The 17,417-nt window shown below is 72.6% G+C and carries 16 protein-coding genes and 5 pseudogenes; 12 read left to right on the top strand and 9 right to left on the bottom strand.

Features of this window, described 5'->3' with window-relative positions; genetic code table 11:
* Positions 1 to 33: 33 nt before the first annotated feature.
* Together BLW82_RS02290 and BLW82_RS02285 are read right to left on the bottom strand one after the other, a co-directional pair.
* A complete protein-coding gene (locus BLW82_RS02290) occupies positions 34 to 864 on the bottom strand; it encodes a VOC family protein (RefSeq protein WP_177232806.1) in 831 nt (276 codons plus the stop codon).
* A gap of 256 nt (positions 865 to 1,120) precedes the next feature.
* Positions 1,121 to 1,912, bottom strand: coding sequence for an RNA polymerase sigma factor SigF (locus BLW82_RS02285; RefSeq protein ID WP_093507800.1), 792 nt, complete (start codon positions 1,910 to 1,912; stop codon positions 1,121 to 1,123).
* Between the two features lie 277 nt (positions 1,913 to 2,189).
* Here BLW82_RS02285 and BLW82_RS02280 point away from each other — a divergent pair, with 277 nt between their 5' ends.
* The 4 genes from BLW82_RS02280 to BLW82_RS02265 all read left to right on the top strand — a co-directional run bounded on the left by BLW82_RS02280 (position 2,190) and on the right by BLW82_RS02265 (position 5,004).
* Positions 2,190 to 2,645 (top strand): MarR family winged helix-turn-helix transcriptional regulator, encoded by a 456-nt coding sequence (locus BLW82_RS02280; protein ID WP_093497211.1) that lies wholly within the window; start codon positions 2,190 to 2,192, stop codon positions 2,643 to 2,645.
* The gene (locus BLW82_RS02275; RefSeq protein ID WP_093497210.1) at positions 2,642 to 3,469 is read left to right on the top strand and encodes an ABC transporter ATP-binding protein; all 828 of its coding nucleotides are present in this window, start codon (positions 2,642 to 2,644) and stop codon (positions 3,467 to 3,469) included. Before BLW82_RS02280 ends, BLW82_RS02275 begins: the two co-directional genes overlap by 4 nt.
* Positions 3,429 to 4,280, top strand: coding sequence for an ABC transporter permease (locus BLW82_RS02270; protein WP_093497209.1), 852 nt, complete (start codon positions 3,429 to 3,431; stop codon positions 4,278 to 4,280). Before BLW82_RS02275 ends, BLW82_RS02270 begins: the two co-directional genes overlap by 41 nt.
* Before the next feature lie 199 nt (positions 4,281 to 4,479).
* Entirely contained in the window at positions 4,480 to 5,004 is a 525-nt protein-coding gene (locus BLW82_RS02265) for a hypothetical protein (RefSeq protein WP_093497208.1), read from the top strand.
* A 97-nt stretch (positions 5,005 to 5,101) separates the two neighbouring features.
* Here BLW82_RS02265 and hemC read toward each other — a convergent pair whose 3' ends face one another.
* Both hemC and BLW82_RS02255 read right to left on the bottom strand, forming a co-directional pair.
* Positions 5,102 to 6,037, bottom strand: coding sequence for a hydroxymethylbilane synthase (hemC, locus tag BLW82_RS02260; protein ID WP_093497207.1), 936 nt, complete (start codon positions 6,035 to 6,037; stop codon positions 5,102 to 5,104).
* Between the two features lie 157 nt (positions 6,038 to 6,194).
* The gene (locus BLW82_RS02255; protein WP_093507799.1) at positions 6,195 to 7,151 is read right to left on the bottom strand and encodes an ATP-dependent DNA ligase; all 957 of its coding nucleotides are present in this window, start codon (positions 7,149 to 7,151) and stop codon (positions 6,195 to 6,197) included.
* A gap of 389 nt (positions 7,152 to 7,540) precedes the next feature.
* Between BLW82_RS02255 and BLW82_RS02250 the strand changes: the two genes are divergently transcribed.
* Positions 7,541 to 8,440: an ADP-ribosylglycohydrolase family protein gene (locus BLW82_RS02250; protein ID WP_093507798.1), complete on the top strand. Its 900-nt coding sequence runs from the start codon at positions 7,541 to 7,543 to the stop codon at positions 8,438 to 8,440.
* Positions 8,441 to 8,464: 24 nt separating this feature from the next.
* Here the strand turns inward: BLW82_RS02250 and BLW82_RS02245 are convergent.
* Positions 8,465 to 8,686: pseudogene (locus tag BLW82_RS02245) on the bottom strand (transposase); the annotation flags it as partial.
* Between the two features lie 116 nt (positions 8,687 to 8,802).
* Between BLW82_RS02245 and BLW82_RS02240 the strand changes: the two are divergent.
* A pseudogene (locus BLW82_RS02240) lies at positions 8,803 to 9,459 on the top strand (TetR/AcrR family transcriptional regulator).
* 72 nt (positions 9,460 to 9,531) lie between these two features.
* Positions 9,532 to 9,657, top strand: a pseudogene (locus BLW82_RS45055) (winged helix-turn-helix domain-containing protein); the annotation flags it as partial.
* Positions 9,658 to 9,760: 103 nt separating this feature from the next.
* Here BLW82_RS45055 and BLW82_RS02230 read toward each other — a convergent pair.
* Entirely contained in the window at positions 9,761 to 10,567 is an 807-nt protein-coding gene (locus tag BLW82_RS02230) for an EamA family transporter (protein WP_093507797.1), read from the bottom strand.
* A gap of 143 nt (positions 10,568 to 10,710) precedes the next feature.
* On the opposite strand from BLW82_RS02230, the gene BLW82_RS02225 reads away from it, so the two are divergent.
* Together BLW82_RS02225 and BLW82_RS45050 are read left to right on the top strand one after the other, a co-directional pair.
* A complete protein-coding gene (locus tag BLW82_RS02225) occupies positions 10,711 to 11,568 on the top strand; it encodes a LysR family transcriptional regulator (RefSeq protein ID WP_093497205.1) in 858 nt (285 codons plus the stop codon).
* 114 nt (positions 11,569 to 11,682) lie between these two features.
* Positions 11,683 to 11,847: pseudogene (locus BLW82_RS45050) on the top strand (catechol 2,3-dioxygenase); the annotation flags it as partial.
* Between the two features lie 356 nt (positions 11,848 to 12,203).
* On the opposite strand, the gene BLW82_RS02220 reads toward BLW82_RS45050, so the two are convergent.
* Positions 12,204 to 12,749 (bottom strand): TetR/AcrR family transcriptional regulator, encoded by a 546-nt coding sequence (locus tag BLW82_RS02220; protein ID WP_093497204.1) that lies wholly within the window; start codon positions 12,747 to 12,749, stop codon positions 12,204 to 12,206.
* Between the two features lie 190 nt (positions 12,750 to 12,939).
* Here BLW82_RS02220 and BLW82_RS02215 point away from each other — a divergent pair, with 190 nt between their 5' ends.
* The 3 genes and pseudogenes from BLW82_RS02215 to BLW82_RS45045 form a co-directional block, all read left to right on the top strand.
* Positions 12,940 to 13,779, top strand: a complete 840-nt coding sequence (locus BLW82_RS02215) for an oxidoreductase (protein WP_093497203.1) — start codon at positions 12,940 to 12,942, stop codon at positions 13,777 to 13,779.
* Between the two features lie 307 nt (positions 13,780 to 14,086).
* The gene (locus BLW82_RS02210) at positions 14,087 to 15,538 is read left to right on the top strand and encodes an aldehyde dehydrogenase (protein ID WP_093497202.1); all 1,452 of its coding nucleotides are present in this window, start codon (positions 14,087 to 14,089) and stop codon (positions 15,536 to 15,538) included.
* A 27-nt stretch (positions 15,539 to 15,565) separates the two neighbouring features.
* Positions 15,566 to 15,666 (top strand): annotated as a pseudogene (locus tag BLW82_RS45045) (catechol 2,3-dioxygenase); the annotation flags it as partial.
* 182 nt (positions 15,667 to 15,848) lie between these two features.
* Here BLW82_RS45045 and BLW82_RS44185 read toward each other — a convergent pair.
* Both BLW82_RS44185 and BLW82_RS02200 read right to left on the bottom strand, forming a co-directional pair.
* On the bottom strand, positions 15,849 to 16,613 hold the full coding sequence (locus BLW82_RS44185) for a helix-turn-helix domain-containing protein (protein WP_107408492.1): 765 nt from the start codon (positions 16,611 to 16,613) through the stop codon (positions 15,849 to 15,851).
* Between the two features lie 194 nt (positions 16,614 to 16,807).
* Positions 16,808 to 17,230 carry an SH3 domain-containing protein gene (locus BLW82_RS02200; RefSeq protein WP_093497201.1) on the bottom strand — a complete coding sequence of 141 codons (423 nt, stop codon included), beginning with the start codon at positions 17,228 to 17,230 and terminating at the stop codon, positions 16,808 to 16,810.
* Between the last annotated feature and the right edge of the window lie 187 nt (positions 17,231 to 17,417).

Here is a 17,417-nt window from a genome sequence, read left to right as displayed (position 1 = left end):
CCAGCACGCCGCACCCGGCGACGACGGCACCGGCTATCGCGCCCCGCGAGCCGTCGTCACCGTGAACTGCGCACCGTCCGGATCCCGGAGGATCGCCTCGGTGTCCCCCTCGCTCAGCACGCTGCCACCGTGTTTCTCGGCGATCCGGGCGCACGCCGCCACGTCGGACACGGCGAAGTGGATCTGCCAGTGCGGCCGTACCGACGGATCGGGGGCCGCCTCCACCGCCCCCGAGTCGATACGGGCCACGGCGTCGCCGCGGCTGCGCAGCACCACCTCGCCGCCCTCGTACTCGACCTCGCAGCAGCCCGGTTTGTCCGAGGCCCAGCCGAGTACCTCGCCGTAGAAGATCGCCGAGTCGAAGGCGTTGCGGGTGTGCAGGCGGATGAAGGTCGGCGCGGCCTGCCGCCAGGTCTCCCAGTTGGAGACCAGTTCCCCCTCCCAGATGCCGAAGACGGCACCGTCCCGGTCGGCGATCAGCGCCGCCCGGCCGGGCGGGAAGGACAGCGGTCCCACCGCCGGGGTGCCGCCGCGCTCCCGGGCCCGGGCCACCGCCTCGTCCGCGTCGGGCACCGCGAAGTACGGGGTCCAGGCCACCGCCATCTGCCACATCGCGGCGACCGCGGCGATGCCCGCCACCGGCACCCCGTCCGCCAGCGCGATCCGGAAGTGGTCGCCGAGCCTGACACTGCGCCATCGCCAGCCGAGCACGGCGCTGTAGAAGTCCTCGGTCGTCTGCAGGTCGCGGCTGGTCAGGCTGACCCAGCACGGGGCACCGAAGACCGAGTGCGTGGAGACCACCGGCCGCTTCGTCTGCGCGGGTCCGGTCTGCGCGGGTCCGGGGGGAGGCGTGTCGTCGTTCATGGCACTCGCGTCCTGGTGTCGGGGCCGGCAGGGCGACCGGTCTGCCACCAGTCTCCAACCGGAAGCGGTGGGAATGCCTGCCGAGTACCCCGGTGGCGCGGAGCCAGACGGGTGACGCGAGGGGTGGACGGGAGAGAGCGAGCCGGACCGGATCTCCGCCTGGAGGAGGAGATCGACCAGCTCAAGGAGGCCTTCGCCGACCCTGCCGTGGTGGGCCGGGCCATCGGGACGGCCGTCGCCCTCGGCCGGGTGACCCTCATCCGCTCTCGGACAGCAGCTCCTCGCGCAGCCGGTCGAAGCAGGCGCTCAGCAGGCGGGAGACGTGCATCTGCGAGATGCCCAGCTGCTCGGCGATCCGGCTCTGGGTCATACCGTGGAAGAACCGCAGGTAGAGGATGAGCCGGTCGCGCTCGGGCAGGCCCTGGAGGCAGGGCTCCGCGGCCGCGCGGTCGACGATCAGGTCGTAGCCGGGGTCCGGGGCGCCCAGGGTGTCGCCGAGCGCGTAACCGTCGCCGCCGGCCACCTCCGCGTCCAGCGACAGCGCCGAGTAGCACTCCAGAGCCTCCATCCCGGCCCGCACCTCCTCCTCGGTGAGCTGCGCCAGGGCGGCTGTCTCGGCCACGGTGGGCGGGCGCCCGGGGGTCGTCTGGTCCAGCTCCCTGAGGGCGCTCCGGACCCGGTTGCGCAGCTCCTGGACCCGGCGCGGCACGTGCAGGGTCCACATGTGGTCCCGGAAGTGGCGCTTGATCTCCCCGGTGATGGTCGGCACGGCGTACGCCTCGAAGGCCCGGCCGCGCGCGGGATCGTAGTGGTCGACGGCCTTCACCAGCCCCAGCGCGGCGACCTGGTAGAGATCCTCCAGGGTCTCGCCCCGGCCGCGGAACCGTACGGCGATCCGCTCGGCCATGGGCAGCCACAGCTCGACCAGCTCGTCCCGCAGCGCCCGGCGCTCCGGGCCCTCGGGCAGTTCGGCCAGCCGTACGAAGGCCCGGGCCGTGTCAGGAGCGTCGTCGTGGGGACGGGACCTGGGTGTGCAGGCGGTACGCATCATGCGCACCTCCCTCGGCGGATGCTGGTGGACGGACACCGTGGGAGGAAAACGCGCTCGGACCCTGGGGAGGACACGGGGGCGGCCGGCGGAACCAGGCTCCCACGCACGTGCCTCCGGTCCGAAGCACTTCCCTATGGATGCCCCGAACGGCGCACAGGAAAACAATTCGGGCAAAGGTGAAGCAACTCCCATTTCTTGGATGCGCTTCCCGTCGGATCACCCCTTGACCGTCCCTTGGGAGAGATATCTCTGTAGCAGAGGTAATCTTCGAGGTGTGGAATCGGAGACCTTTCCGGAAGAACTCGCCGACGCGTTGGTCGGCATCCAGCGGCTGATCCGCCGCAGACTGCGCCGCGGGCTCACCCGGCCGCGGCTGCGCGGCGCCGAGGTGGAGCTGCTGCGCCTGGTCGAGTCCCGGCCGGGGATCGGCATCTCGGACGCGGCCAAGGAGCTGTACCTGGCGAGCAACTCGGTGTCGACCCTGGTCAACCAGCTCGTCAAGGAGGGCTTCATGCGCCGGGAGACCGACCCGGCCGACCGCCGGGCCGCCCGGCTGCTGCTCACCGACGACGCCGAGAAGCGGCTCGCCGACTGGCACCGCCGTCGCGCGGAACTCGTCGCCGGTCATGTCACCCGGCTGGACGAGGCGGACCAGGAGGCGCTCAGGGCGGCGCTTCCCGCGCTGCGCAGACTGGCCGACACTCTGCACGAGGAGACCGGGGAATCATGACAACGGACACCGCCGCAGTCGCCTGCACCGGACTCTCCTACTCCTTCGGGGAGACCAAGGCCGTCGACGGGCTCGACCTCAGCGTCGGCGAGGGCGAGGTCTTCGGCCTGCTCGGCCCCAACGGCGCAGGCAAGACCACCGCCATCCGCTGCATCACCACCCTGCTGCCCGTCCCCGCCGGGATGGTCCACGTCTTCGGCCACGACACCGGCCGGGAGCGGATGGCCGTGCGGCGGCTGCTCGGGTACGTCCCGCAGCAGCTGTCCGCCGACAGCGGGCTCACCGGACGCGAGAACGTCGAGCTGTTCGCCCGCGTCTTCGACGTCCCCCGGCGCGAGCGTGCCCCGCGGGTCGCCGAGGCGCTGGCGGCCGTCGACCTCGCCGACGCCGCCGACCGGCTCGCCGGCACCTACTCCGGCGGCATGGTCCGCCGCCTCGAACTGGCGCAGGCGCTGGTCAGCGCGCCCCGGCTGCTGATCCTGGACGAACCGACCATCGGCCTCGACCCGATCGCCCGCACCGGCGTGTGGGACCAGATCAACTCCGTACGCGCGGCGACCGGCATGACCGTCCTGGTCACCACCCACTACATGGACGAGGCCGACCAGCACTGCGACCGGGTCGGCCTGATGCACCGGGGCCGTATCCGCGCCCTCGGCACCCCCACCGAACTCAGGCGCGGCCTCGCCGAACGCCGGGGCACCGACGTCCTGCCCACCCTCGAAGACGTCTTCCGCGACGTGGCCGGCAGCGGCCTCGACGACCAGTCAGGAGGTTTCCGCGATGTCCGAAGCACCCGCCGCACCGCGAACCGTGTCGGCTGAGCGCACGGGCACGTCCCTGCTCCTGACCCCGCCCCGGCCCCGCTCCGGCTGGCGACTGCTGCCCGCCCGGGTCGTCGCCATGTGCGCCGTGGAGCTGCAGAAGCTCCGCCACGACCGCACCGAGCTCTACACCCGTGCGATCCAGCCCGCCCTCTGGCTGCTGATCTTCGGTCAGACCTTCACCCGCATACGGGCGATACCCACCGGCGGCATCCCCTACATCGACTACCTCGCACCCGGCATCATCGCCCAGTCCGCGATGTTCATCGCGATCTTCTACGGCATCCAGATCATCTGGGAGCGCGACGCGGGCATCCTCAACAAGCTCCTCGTTACCCCCACCCCCCGCTCGGCCCTCATCACGGGCAAGGCCTTCGCGGCCGGCGTGAAGTCCCTCATCCAGGCCGTCGTGGTGATCGTCATCGCCGCGATCCTCGGCGTCTCTCTCACCTGGAACCCGCTGAAGCTCCTCGGCGTGGCCCTGGCCGTCGTCCTGGCCTCGGCGTTCTTCTCCTGCCTGTCGATGAGCATCGCCGGCATCGTCCTCAGCCGCGACCGGCTGATGGGCATCGGCCAGGCGATCACCATGCCGCTGTTCTTCGGCTCCAACGCCCTCTACCCCGTGGCGATCATGCCGGGCTGGCTCCAGGTGGTCAGCAAGATCAACCCACTGAGCTACCAGGTCGACGCCCTGCGCGGCCTGCTGCTCGGCACCCCCGCCCACCTCGGCCTCGACTTCGCCGTGCTGGCGGTCGCCGCCGCCCTCGGCGTCGCCGCGGCCTCCTCGCTGCTCGGCCGCCTGGCCCGATGAGCCGGCCAGGGCGCCGGGGAGGCACCGACGTGATGTGCGGCACGCGCCCGCGACCCGCCCCGGACCCCCGGGGCGGGATAACCGCTGCGCAACGCTTGATCAGCGATCAAAGCGGGCGAACCCCCTGGCCACAGCGCATTCCACTCATTTGACAGTGCGCTGAGCACACAGATAAACAGCGGGGGTCGAGAGGGGCACTGTGTACGAGCCGAACGTGGTCGGGGACTGGCACGAGTACGACGAGCATGCCGGTCTGCGGGTCCGCGTCCACCGCCTGGAGGAGTCCGAGCCGCCGCGCGGCCGGGACGACGCCGCGGCCGGGCTGACGTACTTCAGTGCCCGGGTGACCATCGAGAACCGCGGCTCCGGTCCCTTCGGCGTGCAACTGGAGGACGGCCAGATCGACGTCCGGGTCGGTCCCGACGGCGAGGGCGCGTTCATCGACTGGCGCAACTCCCAGTTCATCGAGGGCTTCGACGTCTACCCGCTGCGCCGGGCGACCGCCGTCCTCTACGCCGCGGCCCCGGAGGCCGCCCTGACCCAGGTGGACATCCAGGTCCACCTGCGCGTCGACGAGGAGTGGACCGAACGCCGGCTCTGGGCGGGCGGCATCGGGGTCCTGGAGACGACCACCGCCACGGCCTGCCCGTCCGCCGGCAGCCTGTCCCACCAGGTGACAGCCTTCCTCAAGGACCAGACAGAGCCCGGCCCCACTACCTCCTGAGGACAACGCGCCCCTCAGGGGCGCGGGGAACCGCGCGACCGGCCACCACGGCACCGCAGCCGAACGACGACACAACCGGCCCCATCCGGCGGAGTGCCTAGTGCGGGATACCGTCGATGATCTCCCGTGCCCCCTGCCGCAGCAGCGCCACCGCGACCGACGTGCCGAGGGTGGCCGGGTCGAGGCGGCCCGCCCACTCGTGGGCGTTCAGCCGGGTCTTGCCGTCCGGGGTGAACACACAGGCGCGCAGCGACAGTTCGCCGCCGCCGTCGACCCGGGCGTAGCCGGCGATCGGGCTGTTGCAGTGGCCCTGCAGCACGTGCAGGAACATCCGCTCGGCGGTGGCCTCCCGGTGGGTGGCCGGGTCACCGAGCCCGCTCACCGCGTCGATCAGGTCGGCGTCGCCCTCCCGGCACTGCAGGGCGAGGATGCCCGCGCCGATGGGCGGCATCATCGTCTCCGGGTCCAGCACCTCGGTGAGCACGTCCGTGCGGCCGATCCGCTCCAGCCCCGACATCGCCACCAGCAGTGCGTCGGCCTCACCGGCGGCCAGCTTCTCCAGCCGCCGGTTGACGTTGCCCCGGAAGGGCACGCACTCCAGGTGCGGGTGGGTGGCCGCCAGCTGGGCGACCCGGCGGACCGCGGAGGTGCCGATCCGGGTACCCGGCGGGAGCTCGTCCAGAGTCAGCCCGCCCGGGTGGACGAGGGCATCGCGGATGTCGTCCCGCTTCAGGAACGCCGCGAACACCGTCCCGGCGGGCAGCGGCCGGTCCGCGGGCACGTCCTTCACGCAGTGCACGGCGAGGTCGGCCGCACCGGCCAGCAGCGCGGCGTCCACCTCCTTGGTGAACGCTCCCTTGCCCTCGACCAGGGACAGGGCGCCCAGCCACTTGTCGCCGGTCGTCTTCACCGGCACCACCTCGGTGCGCACCTGCGGATACAGCGCGGCCAACTCGGCCCGGACTCGGGCCACCTGAGCGAGCGCCATCGGCGAGTCGCGGGAGACGATACGGATCAACTCGGGTACCGACATGGGGACACGATAGACCTTTCCGCCGGCCACCGATTCCGACATCCTGTCGGCTGTCCGGTCCAGTCCAGTCCAGTCCAGTCCGGTCCAGTCCAGTCCGGTCCGGTCCGCAGACGCCGGGCGGCCAGTGCCTCTCCAACGGCGAGTCCTACGGCAGGTCCTACGGCGGGTCCTCGGGCAGGTCCGCCGCCGACTCCTCCGGCGCGAGGTCCGGGCGCAGCCGGAGCCAGGACGGCTGGCGCAGCAGCCCGGCCCGGGTCCGGGTGCTGTAGCTGACCTCACCGACCAGCCGGGGCACCACCCAGCGGGCGCCCGGGACCGGCGGCGCCGGCTCGAACGGGCACGTGTCGGTCCCGGCCGCCCGCAGCAGCGCGGCCAGTTCCGCCCGCTCCGCCGCACTCCAGCCGGTGCCCACCCCGCCGACGTACCGCAGCCGCCCGTCGGCGGACCGCTGGCCGACCAGCACCGCGCCCGGCAGGCCGGTCAGCCGCCCCTTGCCCGGCAGCCAGCCGCCCACGATCACGTCCTCCGCCCGCAGGTTCCGGATCTTGATCCAGGCCCGGGACCTGACCCCCGGCTCGTACACCGAGTCGAGGCGTTTGCAGACCACGCCCTCCAGACCGTGCTCCCGCGTCGCCCGCAGCGCCTCCGCGCCATGCCCCACGACGGCCCTCGGCGTCGACCAGTGCGGCCCCTCCAGGGAGAGGGACTCCAGGCGCGCGCGGCGGTCCGCGTAGGCCATGGTGAGCAGCGGGTCCGACAGCAGGAGCGCGTCGAACAGCACCAGGTGGACCGGGATCCGGGCCGCCATCCGGGCCGCCCGGGCCGGGGCGTGGGCCAGGCCCATCCGGCTCTGCAGCAACTGGAAGTCGGCGCGCCCGTGTTCGTCGACGGCCAGCACCTCGCCGTCCAGGACCGCCGGGGTCCGCCCCAGGGCCTTCGCCAGCGGGCGCAGCTCGGGGTAGGCGGCGGTGATCTCCTCGCCGGACCGGGCGCGCAGCAGCAGGCTGCCGTCGCCGGGCAGGTAGACAACCGCCCGCTGGCCGTCCTGCTTGGTCTCGTAGGCCCACCGGGCGTCCTGGGCGGCGGACGGCAGCCGGCCGGGAGTGGCGAGCATGGGCGGGATCACGGGGAGGGCGGTCACGCAGGAGATGTGACCCGGCACGGCCGCCGCACGCGCCTTCGGGAGCCGGTTCCCCCGAACAGGCCTCCGCTCCGGTCGGTCCCCTGCCGCCCCGGCCCGCGATCGGGAGGGCGGGGCCGGCCCGCCCACCGGAGGTACGGCCCACCCCGTCGCGGCCAGCTCCTTGGCCTTGGCGTTCAAGTCAGTCGCCTGACTTGGAACGGCTGACGGAAAGACCGGCAGATGAGTGTGCATCGGAGGGCGAGGAAGGCTTCGTGGATGGCGCCTGCGGATCTCCAACGGACCCGCAGGCGGAAGCCTGGCGGCTCCGAAATCGGAGTGCGGGAGAGCCACCGCGCTGCGATACTGCGCCGGTGATCAACATGCCTGCCCCTGTGCTGGACTCGTTGCACGGGCTCGCGTTCGGCGACGCCTTCGGCGACCGCTGGTTCGGCATCCTGCGTAGGCATGGCCCGGCAGCCCTGGAGGCGCGGACGCTGCCCACGGAACCGCTGTGGCGGTGGAGTGACGACACCGCTCAAGCGCTGGTTCTCGTCCGGGAGCTCGTCGAAGGCGGGGGCATCGTCGACCAGGACCGCCTGGCCCTGCGTCTCGCGGCGGCCTACACCGAGGACACGCACCGCGGCTATGGAGCCTCGATGCATGACGTGCTGCGCCGGATCGACGCGGGTGAGCCCTGGCAGGAGGTGGTCGCCGGACAGTTCGGCGGCCAGGGCTCCTGGGGCAACGGCGCGGCCATGCGAGCCGCCCCGCTCGGCGCGTGGCACAGCGCCGACCTCGACGTGGCCGCTGAGCAGGCCGCCCGTCAGGGTGCGGTCTCGCACCACCACCCGGAGGCGGTCGCCGGAGCCGTGGCAGTCGCCCTGGCCGCGGCGCTGGCGGCCCGAAGCCGGGGCGGGGCCACCCCTGCCAGATCGGACTTCCTTCAGGCAGTCGCCGAACGACTCCCCGACAGCGACGTCCGGTCGGGAGTGCGGATCGCGGCCCGGATGCCGGAGCACACCTCGGTTCGGCACGCCGCGGAGGTCCTGGGCTCCGGCTACCGGATGTCAGGGCCCGACACCGTCCCGTACGCCCTGTGGTGTGCGGCGGGGCACCTCGACGACCTGCACGAGGGCCTGTGGGTCACGGTCGCCGGGCGCGGCGACATCGATACCACCTGCGCCATCGCGGGCGGGGTCATCGCAGCCCGCACCGGCGTTGCCGCTCTCCCTCCCGCATGGCACGCGGCCCGTGAACCGTTGCCCCCGGTCGTGACGTAGCAAGGACTCCTATCGGGACGGGTTCAGGCGTCGCAGGCAGGTCATGCCCGAGCCGAAGCCGAGTTCCTGCGGCAGGTGTTCCCAGGCGATCCCGGTGTGCAGCACGAACAAAATGTCCTGGAACACCAACCGGTCCGGATGCCGCTTGGGTCCCGGGTGCCGGGTCTGACGCTCGGCCCTGGGCAAGAGCGGCTCGATCACCGCCCACAGCTCGTCGTCGGCATGACACGGCTTCGGTCGAGCCACTGGCAGGGTGTTTCCGGCTCCGCGGCCCTGCCGCGTAGGCTTCTTCGGTTGGACCCCGCTGCGGCTCGCGGGACTGGCCGGACGGGGTGGCGGCCGGTCCCGGAGCGGTGGTGGGCATGGCGGGCAGGACGGCGCGGGCGGACCAGGCCGGCGCGACACGGGAGGCCATCCTGGACGCGGCGGAGCGGCACTTCGCCGAACAGGGCGTGTAAGCCGTCTCCAACCGCCAGGTCAGCGAGGCCGCCGGCCAGGGCAACAACGCGGCCGTCGGCTACCACTTCGGCACCAAGGCCGACCTGGTCCGCGCCGTCGCCGCCCGGCACTTCGGCCGGATCGAGGAGATCCGGGTCCGGCTGCTCGCCGAGACCGGCGACTCCGACGACGTCCGCGACCGGGTGGACTGCCTGGTCCGACCGATCACCGAACACCTCGCGAGCCTGGGCAGCCCCACCTGGTACGCCCGCTTCTGCGCCCAGGTCATGACCGACCCCGCCCTCTACGACATCATGGTCGCGGAGTCCCTGGCCTCGCCGTCGCTGCGCCAGGCCGTCGACGCGCTGAACCGGCGGCTGCCGGAACTTCCCGCCGAGGTCCGCGCCGGACGCGGCTTGATGGCACGGACGTTGATCCTGCACACCTGCGCCGAACGGGAGCGTGCCCTCGCCGAGGGCACCACCACCCCGCGCGCCACCTGGGGCGACGCGGCCACCGGGCTCACCGACGCGCTCCTCGGGCTGTGGCTGGCGCCCGTCTCGGCGGTGCGTCGAAGGTGACGACGGCTACGCGTCGAAGGTGACGACGACCTCTTCCGCCGATCCCGGCGTCGGCGGAGGCTCGAACGCCGCCGGGCCCGCCGGGACGGCCGCACCCTCAACCTCACGCCAGCCGAGTACCGTCTGCTGCGCCACCTCCTGGTCCACGCCCGCAAGGTGCTGTCCCAGGAGCAGATCGGCCGGCGCGTCTGGGGCGAGTTGCCGTGGGAGCGAGGTGGGGGAGGCCCTGGGGTGAAGGGGTGGGGTCGGTCGGTGGTGAAACGTGGGCCGGTGGGGGCTGGTCGCGCAGTTCCCCGCGCTGCTAGCGGGGCGCCAGGCTGACCGCGTTCGCGGCGACCACCGCTCCTATCCCCACCCATGCGGACGCCTCCAGCCCCTGTCCCAGCACCACCCACCCCACCACCGCTGCCAGCACCGGGTTGACGCTCATGAACAGGCCGAAGGTCTGGGGCGGGACCCGGCGCAGGGTGAGCAGGTCGGCCAGGTACGGCACCGCCGACGAGAGTACGCCCGCCGTGACCGCGCAGAGCAGCGCACCGGCCGTGGGCGGGTGTCGCAGCGCCACCGCCATTCCGATCGGCAGGAACGTCAGTGCCGACACGCTCGCGGCCGCGGCCGGGCCCTGGGCACCCGGTATCCGGCGGCCGACCACCCGGTTGAGCAGGATGTACGACGCCCAGCAGCCCGCGGCGACCAGGCCCAGCGCCATCCCCCCGTAGTCCGTGGACGGCTGCGGGCGCATCAGTACCACCACTCCCGCCGCGGCGAGCGCGGCGCAGCCCGCGTCCAGCCGGCGGCGGGACGCGGCGAGGGCGACGGCGAGCGGGCCCAGGAACTCCAGGGTGACCGCGAGGCCCAGGCCGACCCGGTCGATCGCGGTGTAGAGGGTCAGGTTCATCGTGCCGAAGACCGCCGCCAGCAGCAGCACCGGCCACCACTGCCGCCAGGTGAAGGCACGCAGGCGGGGCCGGCCGACGGCCACGAGGACGAGCGCGGCCACGTACTGCCGTACCGCCACCACCCCGAGCGGGCCGAGGACCGGGAAGGCGAGGGCGCCGACGGCCGCGCCGGTCTGGTTGGACAGGCCGCTGCCGAACATGGCCGCCACGCCGGAGAGCCGATGCGGGGCGGCGGGCCGGACCGCGGGGGAGGGGAGCGGGCGTTCGAGGACTCGTCGTCGCATGGGAGGAGGGTCCGCCCGCCCGGCGTTTGCGCAAAATGCATGCGCGTGGGGATCTATACGCTTGGCGCATGAACGAGGTCGAGCTGCGGCAGCTGCGCTGTCTCGTCGCCATCGTCGACGAGGGCACCTTCACCGACGCGGCGATCGCCCTGGGGGTGTCCCAGGCGGCGGTCTCGCGCACCCTGGCCGGGCTCGAACGGGCCCTGGGCGTAAGGCTGTTGCGGCGGACCTCGCGCGAGGTGACGCCGACGGCGGCCGGCGCGCGGGTGGTGGAGCGGGCCCGGCGGGTGCTGGCGGACGTCGCCGACCTCGTCCAGGAGGCCGCCTCCGGGCCGTCCCGGCTGCGGATCGGGTACGCCTGGTCGGCGGTGGGGCGGCACACCGTGGCCTTTCAGCGCGGCTGGGCCGCCGCGCACCCCGGGACCGAACTGCATCTGGTCCGGGTGAACACGGCCTCCGCCGGGCTCGGTGAAGGGGCCTGCGACCTCGCCGTCCTGCGGCGGCCGCTGGAGGACCGGCGGTTCGGCTCGGCCATCGTCGGGCTGGAGCGCCGTCTGTGCGCGCTCGCCGCCGACGATCCGCTGGCCCGGCGCAGGACCGTACGGCTGGCGGACCTCACCGGCAGGGTCCTGCTGGTCGACCGGCGCACCGGCACCACCACCCCGGAGCTGTGGCCGGCGGAGTCACGGCCGGTCGTCGAGGAGACGCACGACGTCGACGACTGGCTCACCGCCATCGGGGCCGGCCGCGCGGTCGGGGTGACCGCCGAGTCGACCGCCAACCAGTACCCGCGGCCCGCCATCGTCTACCGGCCGGTCCGGGACGCCCCACCCGTCGCCGTCCGGCTGGCCTGGTGGCGGGACGACCCGCACCCCGCCCAGCAGGCCGTTCTCGAACTGCTCAGCGACCTGTACCGCACCGGCTGAGCGCGCCGGGCGCCGGATCGCCCCGGCCATACGGCGGACGAACACCCCACCGGAATCCTGGAGCTCGACACCAGCGTCGACCCGGGCTCCGGCACGGTCCGTCTGCGGACGTACGACCCAGGTCTCGGCAAGCTCTCCGTCACCACCGACCCGGACGGCCACGAATTCGCCAACTACCGGGAGAGCGAGCACTACCGGGCGCCCCCGACGAGCTGAGGCCGACGCTGAGGAACCAGCCGCGGGCCAAGCCCAACCGCGGGGGCGGCGTGCGCCGCGACTGGACGCCTTACGCCGGCGCCACGAGCACGACACGTTCTGGTGCGGACTACTGCCGGGAGGCTGCGGGCGGCCAGCCGACCACCAAGCTGTACACGGACAGGGCCTGCCACTTCGCGCACCACCCGGGCCCGGCCGGGCGACCACACGAGTGCCGGCGCCGCTCCCGGCGCGTGACCAGCGCCGACAGATCCGGATGTGCAGACGCGCCCCGCACCGGTAATGGTCCGGGGCGTCCTACGCACCCAAGCGAGTTGTTGCATCCGCAGGGCAATCCGCACGGTTGACGAGAACTCGAACCGTCGATGGGCGAGTTGTCGGAGGCCGCCTTGGGCCACCGCGGCCGGGCCGGTCGGTGGTCAGGTGGCGCCGAGGCCGCTGAGGAAAGTGCTGGCGACGAGGTCGGCGGCTTGCGGGGGATCCATGGCGGGGAACTTGTGGGCGGCCGTGTCGACGAGTCCGTCGAGGACCGCCCGCGCCCAGTCCGCGTCGGTGCCGGCGCGCAGGTAGCCCTCGTCGATGGTGCGGCGGACGAAGGCGTCGAGCCGGGCGCTCTGCTCCTGGCGACGGATGCTGGCCTCGGGGTCCTTCTGCATCATGCGGCGCGTGTCGACAGGCCATTGACGGCTGACGGGGATGATCCCTTCCAGGTAGCGGTGGAGGGCGACCGGAACAGGGGCCTCGGTGAGGCGTGCCTCGTCCAGGACCTGTTCGGCGGAGTCGAGTTTGGCCTGGAAGACGGCACTGAGCAGCGCTTCGCGGCTGGCGAAGCGGCGGTGGACGGTGGTGCGGTCCACTCCCGCGGCCGCGGCGATGGCCGCCATCGAGGTGCCCGGGTCCTCGGCCAGCAACCGGGCCCCGGCCTGGAGCACAGCGGTGAGGTTGCGTGCGGCGTCAGCTCTCATGATCTGGAGATTCTACGTCCAGTGGTCACTTTCGGCCCGACTTCCAACGTGTGAGTCGCAACACCAATAGTAAATGCAACTTTGATGTTGCAGTAATCGAGCATTCCTCTACTGTGGAGTGGCAACCCCGCGCTGGAGCGCTGGGACAACGACGAAACGACGAGGCGACGCACGAGAAGAGGGATGCGCTGTGTCACGGACTTGGCTGATCACTGGAGGCTCACAGGGGCTGGGCAAGGCGCTGGTTCTCGCGGCGCTGAGCGCCGGCGACCGGGTCGTGGTGACTTCTCGGAGGCCGGAGGCGCTGGCCTCCTTGCGGGCCGAGCACCCTGAGCGACTGATGGCGGTGGCGCTGGACGTCACCTCCCCGTCCGACGCCCGGCACGTGGTGGCGACGGCGGTGGAGCGGTTCGGTTCGATCGACGTGCTCGTGAACAACGCCGGTTACGCCACCAGCGGCTCGATCGAGGACTTTCCGGAGGACGAGTTCCGCGCGCAGGTCGAGGCGAATCTGTACGGCGTGGTCAACCTGACCCGGGCGGTGCTGCCCGTGATGCGGGGCCGGCGCACCGGGCACATCGTGCAGATATCGTCCATCGGCGGACGCGTGGGCGGCACGCCCGGCCTCAGTGCCTACCAGACCGCGAAATTCGCCGTCGAAGGGTTCTCCGAGGTGCTGGCGAACGAGGTGGCACCGTTCGGCGTCAAGGTCACCATCGTCGAGCCCGGCGGCATCCGCACCGGCTGGGCCGCGGGCGCGGCGGAGCCGTCCGGTCCCGTCACCCCCGACTACGAGGAGACGGTCGGCGCGTGGCTCGCGAGGTTCGCCGAGTACTCCGGCAACGAGCCGGGTGACCCCGACCGCATGGCCCGCGCGGTCGTCGATGCGGTGGAGGCGGCGAAACCCCCGCGCCGACTGCTCCTCGGCAACGATGCCCTGGAGATCGCCATCAGCGCCGAGGAGGCGCGCCTCGCCGAGGCCCGCGAGTGGGCCGAGGTCAGCCGCTCCACGGACTACCCCACCGCCTGATGGGAACTGCCGGGTCGGTGATGCGCCCGCACGCTCAGGCACCACGGGAGCTGCCCGACCACCGGAGGTCGGCACAGCCACCGGAGCGCGGCTGCCCGACCACCGGTGGCCGACGCAACCACCGAGGGCCGGCTCAGCCGGCCCGGTCGGAGCGCCTGCCTGTCCTTTCGACATGACGGCGGAGCGGCTTCGCCCAGATACCCGCACGCGAGGTGCCACCGACCGCAGCCGCCGGCTTGCCGACGCGCCCCCGCTCCCTCCTCCCCGCCACCCTCTCGCCCCTTTCGCACAAAGGAACCGTGAAGACATGACTGTTCGCGACAAGCTCTACATCGGCGGCGCATGGGTCGCCCCCAGCGACCCGAATCTGCGGATCGACATCCTTTCCCCGCACGACCAGTCCTGGCTGGGCAGCGCCGCGCAGGCCGCGCCCGCCGACGTCGATGCCGCCGTCGCCGCGGCCCGCGCGGCCTTCGACGACGGGCCCTGGCCGCGCACCAGCCCCGAGGAGCGACAGGAGATCGTCCGGCGCTACGACGCCCTGCGCGCTGCCCACGCCGACGAGGTCGCTCGGGCCATCTCCGTCGAGAACGGCTCGGCCGGCTGGTTCACCGAGGCCGGCCAGCCCTTTCTGACCCGCCAGGTGGAGGCGTACCTGAAGGCGGCCGAGGAGTTCGGCTGGGAGGAGATCATCGAGCCGTCCGACCCCTCGGTGTCCTTCGACACCATCGTCCGACGGGAGGCGATCGGCGTGGTCGCCGCCGTCATCCCGTGGAACTCGCCGTTCTCCGCGGCCACCGCCAAGCTGGTCCCGGCCCTGCTGGCCGGGAACACCGTCGTCCTGAAGGTCTCCCCGGAGAACTCTCTCAGCATGATGCTGCTGGCGGACCTGTGGCACGGGGCCGGGCTTCCCGCGGGCGTGCTCAGCATCCTTCCCGCCGACCGCGAGACCAGCGAGTACCTCGTCTCTCACCCCGACGTCGACAAGATCGCCTTCACCGGCTCCACCCGCGCAGGCCGGCGCATCGCCTCCATCGCGGGCGAGCACCTCAAGCGGGTCAGCCTGGAGCTGGGCGGCAAGTCCGCCGCCCTCATCCTCGCCGATGCCGACCTGGACGCCGCCGTCCAGGGCCTGCGATTCGGCTCCTTGGCGAACAACGGCGAGGCCTGCATCCTCCAGACCCGCATCCTGGCCCCGCGCAGCCGCTACGAGGAGGTCGTCGCCGCGATCAAGGCCATGGTCGAATCGCTGAAGGTCGGCGACCCGTCCGCTCCGGACACCTTCATCGGCCCGATGATCCGCCCCGACCAGCAGCAGCGCGTCATCGACTACATCCACGTCGGCATGGCGGAGGGCGCCCGGCTGGTCACCGGCGGACCGCAGATCCCCGAAGGCCTGGAGAAGGGCAACTACGTCACCCCGACCGTCTTCGCCGACGTCGACAACTCCATGCGCATCGCGCAGGAGGAGATCTTCGGCCCGGTCCTGTCCGTCATCGCCTACGACGACGAGGACGACGCCGTCCGCATCGCCAACGACTCCGCCTACGGCCTGTCCGGCGGCATCTGGACCACCGACCCTGACCGGGCCCTCGCCGTCGCCCGCCGACTGCGCACCGGCACGGTCACCCTGAACGGCTCCCCGATGAGCTTCGACGGTCCCTTCGGCGGCTACAAGGCGAGCGGCATCGGCCGTGAATACGGCAAGGTCGGCCTGACCGGCTACGTCGAGCACAAGACGATCACCCGCGACCGGTAGTCGCACGCTCCGCGACACAAGCACCGGCCGTTGGTCACCTGGACCGAGGCGGAAGGCGCCAAGGGCCAGGCCTGGGTCTGACGACGATCGAGTCCTTCCACACCCACGGGACACCACCGGTGGGCTGACCGGGACGGCAGGCATCCAGGGGGTGCGTGACGCGGTACGACGCGTCGCCCGGCGTCGCCGCCCTGTGCTCGGCCGGGCAGCCGCAGGCCGGCCACGACCGGGAGAAGCCGGGCGCCGCCCACCGACCGGCCTCCGCGGGGCCGGTCCGGCGCCGCGCTCCCTCCATGGGCGCGGCGCCTTCCTACGGTTCCCCGGTGGGCTCCGCCTCCAGCCCGGTGCACGCCAGCTGTCCCGCCACCTCGGCGCACGCCTCCACTCCTCGCGGAGCCGGCACCGCGAGCATCGGACTGGTGTAGCCGACCGAGTCCGAGGCGGGGTAGCTCGCCGAGAGCGCGTCCTCTCCGGCCCGGACCGAGACCTCGCGCGCGACCGGGGTGTGCAGCCGTACCTCGGACCAGGCGGTTCCGCAGGCGGGGGACCAGCGCAGCCGGACGTCGTAGGCGACACCGGTGACGCGGCTCTTGGTCCGTGCGTCCCGGTCGCACGCCGACGCGTCGGGCAACTCGCCCTGGCAGGCGCGGCCGTGGCAACGCGGCGCCGCCGACACCGGCTGCACGCCCGGTGTGCCGCGCCGGTCCGAGACGGTCACGGCCGCCGCCGTCACCCCGGCCACGGTGAGCAGCGCGACCGCGGTCAGCGGCAGCTGCCACCACCTCCTCGCCGCCCCCCGCTCCTGGGGCGGCGCTGCGGCCGGCGGCCCCTCGGGGGCCTCGCACAAGGCCAGTACCGCGGCGGGATCGGCGCCCGCGAGCCGGGCCAGGGCCTCCACGGCCGCGCGCGGCGGCCGTTTGTCGCCGGAGAGATAGCGGTGCCACGCGGACTTGCTGTACGGGGTGCGGGCCGCCAGTGCCGCGAGGCTCAGCCCCGTACTCTCCTTCAGCTCGCGCAGCCTCGCCGCCGGCGACTGGTCCGACGGGGTGGTTCTCGCTCCTTCGGGGTGCGGCATGTTGCGTGCCTCGACTTCATTACGCTATGGGCGTTTCGCCCCTGTTGTCGGAATGGCTTCCCATCGGGACCGGGCCCGCAATCGGCGAACAGGTGTGAAGTCGGTGAATCAGGGGGTGCATGTCGAAGGCCTGTTCGGGAACGCGGGTTCCCGAACAGGCCTCTGCGGTCAGGGAGTACGCTGGTGACGGACCGTCAGCACCACGGGACGGCGTGGCCGACCCGCACGTAGTGGGCGGAGACGTACCCCTTGTGGTGCGGGAGCCGGTACCAGGTGTGGTTGCCGTGCACCGAGCCGCCGTACGTCTTGCAGGACAGCGAGACGAGCCGGTTGTTGTGACGGTGGCTCACCACGCGGTAGCGGGTGCTCGGGCCGGAGCGGACGTTGAGCCGGACGCGGTGTGTGGTCACCCGGCCCACGGTCCGGTACGCGTAGTGCCGGGTGTGAAGACGGTGGCCGGCCGGCGCGGGCAGGGTGGTGTAGTTGTAGTACTGCACGATTCCCTGGGGGGCGGGGACCGGGGTGGCGGCGCTCGCGGTGGCAGCCCCGGCCGTGGGCAGGAACGCGAACACCGCGACCGTGGCCAGCAGGCCGTTCTTCAGGATCCGACGGGACATGGAAACCTCCGTGCTGTCGTGCCGGTGACCACGAAGCGTGATCACGACTCGGAGCGTTTCCGTGCCGAACCGTCACCATGTCGTCCCCGCGTGCCCTGGGACGCCTGGGACGTCCCAGGCCACCGCCGGTCCAGCCCGTCCGGTCCTCGGCCGCCAGGTGTTCGACCGCCTTCTCCGTGGCCGCGAA

The sequence above is a fragment of the Streptomyces sp. Ag109_O5-10 genome, assembly GCF_900105755.1.
Classification (GTDB): Bacteria; Actinomycetota; Actinomycetes; order Streptomycetales; family Streptomycetaceae; genus Streptomyces.
Note: the sequence above shows the minus strand (reverse complement) of the source record. Positions and strands in the feature narration are given on the sequence as shown.